Raw genomic sequence first — 6,737 nt, 5'->3', positions numbered from 1 at the left:
CACGAGGCCCGGGTCCTTGCGCCAGAAGGCACGGGCATCGTCGCGGAACTTGTCGTTCCATTCCCGGAAGGGCCAGGGGAATCCTCCCACCTGATAGCCGCCCTCGCCCACGTCCCACGGCTCGGCGATCAGCTTGACGGTGGACAGGATCGGGTCCTGCCGGATGGCCGCAAAGAAGGCGCCCTCGCGCTCGAAGCCCGTGCTCTCGCGGCCCAGCGTCGAGGCGAGGTCGAAGCGGAACCCGTCCACGTGCATGACCTGCACCCAGTAGCGCAAGGAATCGAGCACCATGCGCAGCACCATGGGATGGGCGATGTTGAGCGTGTTGCCCGTCCCCGTCGTGTCGAACGAATGGCGCCGGTCCTCGGGCGAGAGCAGGTAGTAGGTCGCGTTGTCGATGCCGCGGAACGAGAGCGTGGGACCCTTTTCGTTGCCCTCGCAGGTGTGGTTGTAGACCACGTCGAGGATGACCTCGATGCCCGCCTTGTGAAAGCGGCGGATGGCCTCCTTGACCTCTCGGATCCGGCCCGTCCGCAGGTAGGGGGCGTGGGGGGCAAAGAAGCCCAGCGTGTTGTAGCCCCAGTAGTTCGACAAACCCTTCTCCACGAGGAAGCGGTCGTTGGTGAAGGCGTGGACGGGCAGAAGCTCGATCGCGGTCACGCCCAGACGCTGGAGATGCTCGATGATCGCCGGTGCGGCAAGGCCGCGGAACGTGCCGCGATCCTGCTCCGGGACGTCCCGGTGGCGCATGGTCAGGCCGCGGACATGCGCCTCGTAGATCAGCGTGTCCTCCCAGCGGGTGAGCAGGGCGCGCTCGGCCTCCCAGTCGAAGTCGGGATCTGCGACAACCGCCTTGGGCATGAAAGGCGCCGAGTCGCGCGGGTCGGGTGTGTCGTCGTCACCCTCCTCGACCACGTAGCCGTGAAGCGCGTTGTCCCACTCGATTGCGCCGCGCAACTCGCGCGCGTAGGGGTCGAGCAGGAGCTTGTGCGGGTTGAAGCGGTGCCCTTCGGCCGGGGCATAGGGGCCGTGGACGCGGTAGCCATAGACCTGGCCGGGCCCGATCCCGGGCAGGTAGCCGTGCCACACGCCGCCTTCCATCTCGGGCAGGTCGAGGCGGTGCGTCTCGTGGCGACCCTCGTCGTCGAACAGGCACAGCTCCACGCGCGTCGCGTTCTCGCTGAAGAGGGCAAAGGTCGTCCCTTCCCCGTCGAACTCGGCGCCCAGATGGTCCGGGCGCGAGCGGGAGCGGTCAAAGGCAAGGGTGTCGGTCGGAACCGGCCGCTTGAGCATCAGGAGGCACCTGGCTGGGGGTTGAGGCGAAAGCCCGTCCGGAGGCGCATCCGTTCGGCAGCGCGGCGGGCGAGCATGGAGGGGGTGATCAGGGTCGTCCCGCCGGGCGCGACGCGGAACCAGCGGCGATCCTCGTCGGGATCTTCTCCCACGCACAGACCGGCCGGGATCACGGCTCCGGGCGCGGCGATCGTGCGGCACAGCCGGGCACCGGGAGCGAGCCGCGCCCCCGGCATGACGACGCTGTCCTCGAGAAGCGTCCACCGGCCGCGCCGCCGCGCACCCCAGGGCGACGCGCTGAGCACCAGCCCCCCCGTCTCGAGAGACAGGCGCCCGGTCGCATCCTCGGACCGCAGCAGCGGATCTTCCGGCGGAAGCGCGCAGCCTGCGCGACCCTGCGCGATCTCGAGCCAGGTTTCCCGGAAGGCATCGAGCGTCGTCACGTCGCGCCAGAAGCGCTGCGACGGCCAGATGGCAAGCTCGCCGGCCCGGAGGGCCGCACGCAGGATGTCCGCGATTCCGTCGGCCGGCTGACTGCGTAGGCGGTCCAGAAGCCAGCCTGTCTCGAACGCACACGCCTGGACGCCGGCAAAGGGCGCAGATCCTCGGATCTCCGGGCTGTTCCGCCGGGACGGACCGCGGCAGGGCCCGTGCATCGTGTCGTCGGCCTCGCCTTCCGGCTCCGGATCGTCGAATGCCGGTCCCGGCAGGTCGGGTCGCACCGCAAGGGTGACGGCCCGCCCGTTCGCATGATGGGCGGCCAGAAGGTCCCGCAGATCGAGCGTCACGACTTGGTCCGCCCGCAGCAGGAGGACGCTGCGCGGGCGCAGCGCGCCGATGTCCCCGCGCAGCGTCTGCAGCGCGTCCGTCGGAGAAGCATCTTCGCCGTCGCCGACGGGCTCCTCCCGCAGGATCAGCCGCGCGAAGGCGTCCGCCCAGGCCAGGGACACATGCTGCCGGAGCGCAGCCGAGGATGGCCGCGTGACGACGGCGATGGCGCCCGGCCGCAGATGCGCAGCGCAGTGCAGCGCGAAATCCGCCAGCCTGCGGCCGGCCAAGGGAAGGGCTGCCGCGTCCCCGACCCCGGACAATTCATGAAGGCCCGGAGCCCGACCGTTGGCCATCAGCACGACCAGGATGTCCTCGGCGCCTTCGCCCTCCGGCGGGCAGGTCGATGCCGCGTCGTCCGCTGTCATGCCCGGGTCCCCTGCCGGCCGCTCCGGCCGATGCCGGCCGATCCCCGCACAGCAACGCGGCCGCCCCGGACGGGTTCCGCCGTCATGCTCCCTCCAGATCGAGCGCGAGGCATCCTCCTGCCCCCTGCCAGAGCGCGCCTGTCGCGCCGCCGCCCCAGCGCAGGCGAAGCCGCAGGCGCTCTCCGCCGCCCGGCCGCACCAGATCGAATCCGTCCGGGGCGGCCTCGACCACCGGGGCGCCGCGGAACAGTTCCGGCCGGTCGCGGCGCAGCTCGAGCAGCAGGCGCGTCAGGTGCAGCTTGGCCTCGGACAGACCGCCGGCCGCCGGGCTGGCGATCCCGGACCAGTCCACCGCCAGGCGGTTGTCCGGATCGGTGAGATGATGGAGCGCGTTCTCGGCCCCCTGGTAGAAGTCGGGCGGGCCGGGCAGCAGGGCCTTGATGGCCAGCTGGGCCAGCGACAGCATGTCGCCCAGCATCATCAGCGCCTCGGCTTCGGGCGGCTTGTCCCTGTGCCAGGACCGCACGAGCGCGCGGGCATAGGTTTCCACCTGCTCTTCCGCTTCGGGCCGGGGATGGGTCCAGGTGGTGACCTCGCGGGCCTCGCGCAGGGCCTTCTCCAGATGGAGCACCAGGCGGTCCTCCAGATCGTCGCGGCCCTCCTCCCAGATGGCCAGAAGGCTCTGGAGGACGTACCACCGATGGGCCGGGGGAACGCTCTCAGCCCCGGTCACCCGTCCGGCATGCTCCCACAGGGCCATGAACGCCTCGGGCCGGTGCGTCATGGCGACCAGACGCATCCGCGCATCCTCGGCCCGCTTGGTGTCGTGGGACGAGGTGAGCACGAGGCTGCCCTCGCCCTGATCGCGCAGCCAGGCGGCAAACCGCTCCGCCTCCCAGACCGGCTCGCCGGGATCGGCGCCGACCTCGCAATGCGCGAGGCAGCGCGTGAACCGGAAGAAGGAGGTGTCCTCCTGCGCCTTGGCCATGAGCGCCCCGGACACCTGCTGGAAGCGGCAGCGCAGCCGCCGCGCCTCCTCCGTGGTCCCGTCCGCCATGGCTTCGGCGACAAAGCGCAACGCCCGATCGCTGACCAGACCCTCTGCCGCGCGATCGGCTGCCGCCCGCAGCAGCGCGCGATCCTCCTCCAGCCGCGGAGAGGCCGGCGCCTCGAGATAGGTCCGGTAGCGCGGGATCTCCACCAGAAGGGCGAGAACGGCTTCGCGCAGCGCCTCCTCGCCCGCCTCGATCTCGCCGGAGGCTTCCGCCGCCGCGAGCGCCAGCGCCTTGAGCTGGGCCAGCTCGGCCGCGAGGTCCTGCCGGATGACCTGGGCCTTGGCGTCGCGGAGCGTCTCGTCCCAGGATCGCTCCTCGCCCGTCGCGGCCCGCCAGAATCCGTCGAGCCGGTCCAGACCCGCTGCCCCGGTGAGCAGGCGCACGATGGCCGCTCCGGCCTCGTAGCCGGTGGTCCCCTCGACCGGCCAGGGCGGAAGCCGCTCGTCCCCCACGAGGATCTTCTCGACCCAGACGGGAATGCCGGGCGCCGCTGCCCGCAGGCGCTCCAGATAGGCGCCGGGCTCGGCCAGCCCGTCCACGTGATCGATCCTGAGACCCTGGACCAGACCCGCCGCGACCAGGTCGAGGATCAGCGCGTGCGTGTCCTCGAACACGCCCTGATCTTCCACCCGCATGCCGATCAGCGCCGTCACGTTGAAGAAGCGCCGGTGGGTGACGCCGTCGCGCTCCAGTTCCCAATGGGCCAGACGCCAGGCCTGCCGGGCGTGAAGGGCGCGGATCGCCTCGGGCTCGCCGGCGCGCTCCTCGTCGGTGAGAGGATGGGGCGTCAGAGGCACCGCGATCTCGCCCGCGCGCAGAAGGGGCCCGTGCTCGCCGTCCTCGGCCCGGATCTCCCCGGCTTCGAGCATGGCCTCGAAGGGTTCGGGCAGGAACGGCAGGACCAGCCGGCCGCGCGACCAGTCGATGTCGAAATGGCGGGCCCAGCGGGACCGCTCCCCGTGCCGCAGCACGTCGCAAAGCCAGGGATTCTCCAGGCTGAAGGCCGTGTGGTTGGGCACGATGTCGAGGATGATCCCCAGACCGGCCGATCGGGCCGCAGCCGCCAGCCGTTCGAAGCCCTCCCGCCCGCCGAGGGCGGGATCGATCTCCGTGGGGTCCGTCACGTCATAGCCGTGGGTGGAGCCGGCCGTGGCCGTGAAGATGGGCGACAGGTAGAGACCGTCGGCCCCCAGGTCGCGGATGGCGGGAACGCGCTCCGCGGCGCGGGCAAAGGTCATGCCGTCGCGAAGCTGGAGCCGGTAGGTCGCGCGCGGACGCCAGGCAGGACCCGTCATGACCGCTCCACCGACACGGCAATGGCGAAGGGATCGCGGTCGATCCGACCCAGGACGAAATCGGGCGGCCCCTCCTCGAGCGGCGGCGCGTCCGGCGGGCCGCCCAGGTTGACCCGGATCCGCAGCCGGCCCCCCGCAAAGGGCCAGAGGGCCGACAGCGCGCCCTCGCCGATGCGTTCGACCCGTGCGGGACCGGCGCGGCCCGACTTCAGAAGCGGCACGATCCGTTCATGCCGGAGCGCGAGAAGCCGAGCCGTGAGACCGAGCCAGCGCTGCGCCTCCTCGTCCGTTCCGGCCGCAAAGGGGCGGGATTCCTCGAAGGTTGCCGGATCGAGGGGGTCGGGAAAGTCGCCGGCGTCCGGAAACATCGTTCCGAACTGGTCGCGCCGCCCCTGCCGGATCGCTTCGGCCAGATCGTCGGACAGGTCGCAGAAGAAGTGGAACGGGCCGCGTTCGCCCGCTTCCTCGCCCATCCAGAGCATCGGCACGAAGGGCGAGCAGAGCAGCAGCGCATGGGCCACCTCCACGGCGCGGTCGTGCCCGGCCAGGGTGATGAGGCGCGCCCCATCCGGGCGGTTGCCGACCTGATCGTGATTCTGGTTGTGGCAGATGAAGGCGGTCCAGGGCAGGCCATAGACCGGGAGGCCCTCCTCCGGCTCCGGCGCGCCCTCCCCCGGCTCGGCAAAGCCCTCGCCGAGGACGCGGCGCATCTTCTCCCAGGGGTTTTCGGCAAAGGGGGCGAGCCAGCCCTTGTTCTCGCCCGTCAGGATCGGGTGCATCGCGTGGTGGAAGTCGTCGGCCCATTGTGCGCGGGCATGGCTGTCGCGGATCTCCACCGGGTTGTTGCGCGCGTCCTCGTAGATCAGGTGCACGGGCCGGCCCCATTCCTCGGCGGCGACGGCCTGTCCCAGTTCGGCGAGGATGTGGGTCTCGGAATGAGGGTCGCGGATCTCGTGCACGGCATCGAGCCGCAGACCGTCCAGACGGTATTCGCCGATCAGCCCCAGGCACAGGTCGAGCGCGAAGGCGCGCACCGCCGGCTCGCCGAAGGCGATGGCCGCCCCCCAGGGCGAGTGCTCCTCCGGGTCGAAGAAGGCGGGTGCGATGCGGTGCATGTCCGACCCTTCGGGGCCGAAATGGTTGAGCACGAGGTCGAGGATGACCATGATCCCCTGCTCCTGGGCCGCCTCGACGAAGGCGCGCAGGTCGTCGGGGCCGCCATAGGCGGGATGGGGCGCAAAGAGCAGCGTGCCGTCATAGCCCCAGCCGCGCCGGCCGGGGAAATGCGACACGGGCATCACCTCGAGCGCCGTGATCCCCAGTTCGGCCAGTCGCGGCAGGCGCGCGCGGGCGGCGGCGAAGGTGCCTTCGGGCGTGAAGGTGCCCACATGCATCTCGTAGAGCACCGCCTCCTCCCACGGGCGGCCGGGCCAGGCGGAGCGCCAGGCATAGGCGGCGGGATCGACGAGGAGGGAGGGGCCCATCGGGTCCGATCCGGCCTGCGCGCGGGCCAGGGGATCGGGCGTCCTGCGGCCGTCCACCACGAAGCTGTAGGCCTCGCCCGGTCGGCCTTCCTCCTCGATCCGCCAGAAGCCGTCCTCCTCTCGCCGCATCGGGCGGACGACACCGCGGTGGTCGAGCGCCACCTCCGCGGCCTCGGGCGCCCAGAGCGCCCAGCGCCATCGCCCCGTCCCCAGCGGCTCGGCGCCCCAGCAGCGCGGGCGGCGGGCCAGGGGCGCATGCCCCGGGGCGGCAGGACGGGCGGCATCGGGCATGGAGGTCTCCTTGGCTAGGCCCGTGGCGAACGGCGGCGGCGCGAGCCGGTTCCTCGCGGGCGCGGCAAAGTTGAACAAAGAGCGCGCCGGTGCGTTGCCACCCGGCGAGGCAGTCGAACAGGA

Annotated in this window: 4 protein-coding genes; all 4 read right to left on the bottom strand. The window is 71.6% G+C overall.

Features of this window, described 5'->3' with window-relative positions; all coding sequences use genetic code 11:
* Window positions 1–1,293 (bottom strand): glycogen debranching protein GlgX (gene glgX, locus GT358_RS14905; protein WP_166583434.1); only part of this gene is annotated, 1,293 nt, incomplete at its 3' end.
* Window positions 1,293–2,489, bottom strand: coding sequence for a hypothetical protein (locus tag GT358_RS14900; protein ID WP_166583433.1), 1,197 nt, complete (start codon window positions 2,487–2,489; stop codon window positions 1,293–1,295). The genes glgX and GT358_RS14900, both read right to left, overlap by 1 nt.
* 82 nt (window positions 2,490–2,571) lie before the next feature.
* Complete coding sequence (gene treY, locus GT358_RS14895) at window positions 2,572–4,839, bottom strand: malto-oligosyltrehalose synthase (protein ID WP_166583432.1); 2,268 nt, start codon at window positions 4,837–4,839, stop codon at window positions 2,572–2,574.
* Window positions 4,836–6,614, bottom strand: coding sequence for a malto-oligosyltrehalose trehalohydrolase (gene treZ, locus GT358_RS14890; RefSeq protein WP_166583431.1), 1,779 nt, complete (start codon window positions 6,612–6,614; stop codon window positions 4,836–4,838). The genes treY and treZ overlap by 4 nt, the downstream gene beginning before the upstream one ends.
* Window positions 6,615–6,737: the final 123 nt, after the last annotated feature.

It is taken from the genome of Rubellimicrobium sp. CFH 75288 (genome assembly GCF_009904055.1).
Lineage (GTDB): Bacteria > Pseudomonadota > Alphaproteobacteria > Rhodobacterales > Rhodobacteraceae > Rubellimicrobium.
Note: the sequence above shows the minus strand (reverse complement) of the source record. Positions and strands in the feature narration are given on the sequence as shown.

Bases quoted from the DNA above. Each gene is read 5' to 3' on its own strand.
- GT358_RS14900 (WP_166583433.1), bottom strand. From the start codon at position 2,489: ATGACAGCGGACGACGCGGCATCGACCTGCCCGCCGGAGGGCGAAGGC.
- treY (WP_166583432.1), bottom strand. From the start codon at position 4,839: ATGACGGGTCCTGCCTGGCGTCCGCGCGCGACCTACCGGCTCCAGCTT.
- treZ (WP_166583431.1), bottom strand. From the start codon at position 6,614: ATGCCCGATGCCGCCCGTCCTGCCGCCCCGGGGCATGCGCCCCTGGCC.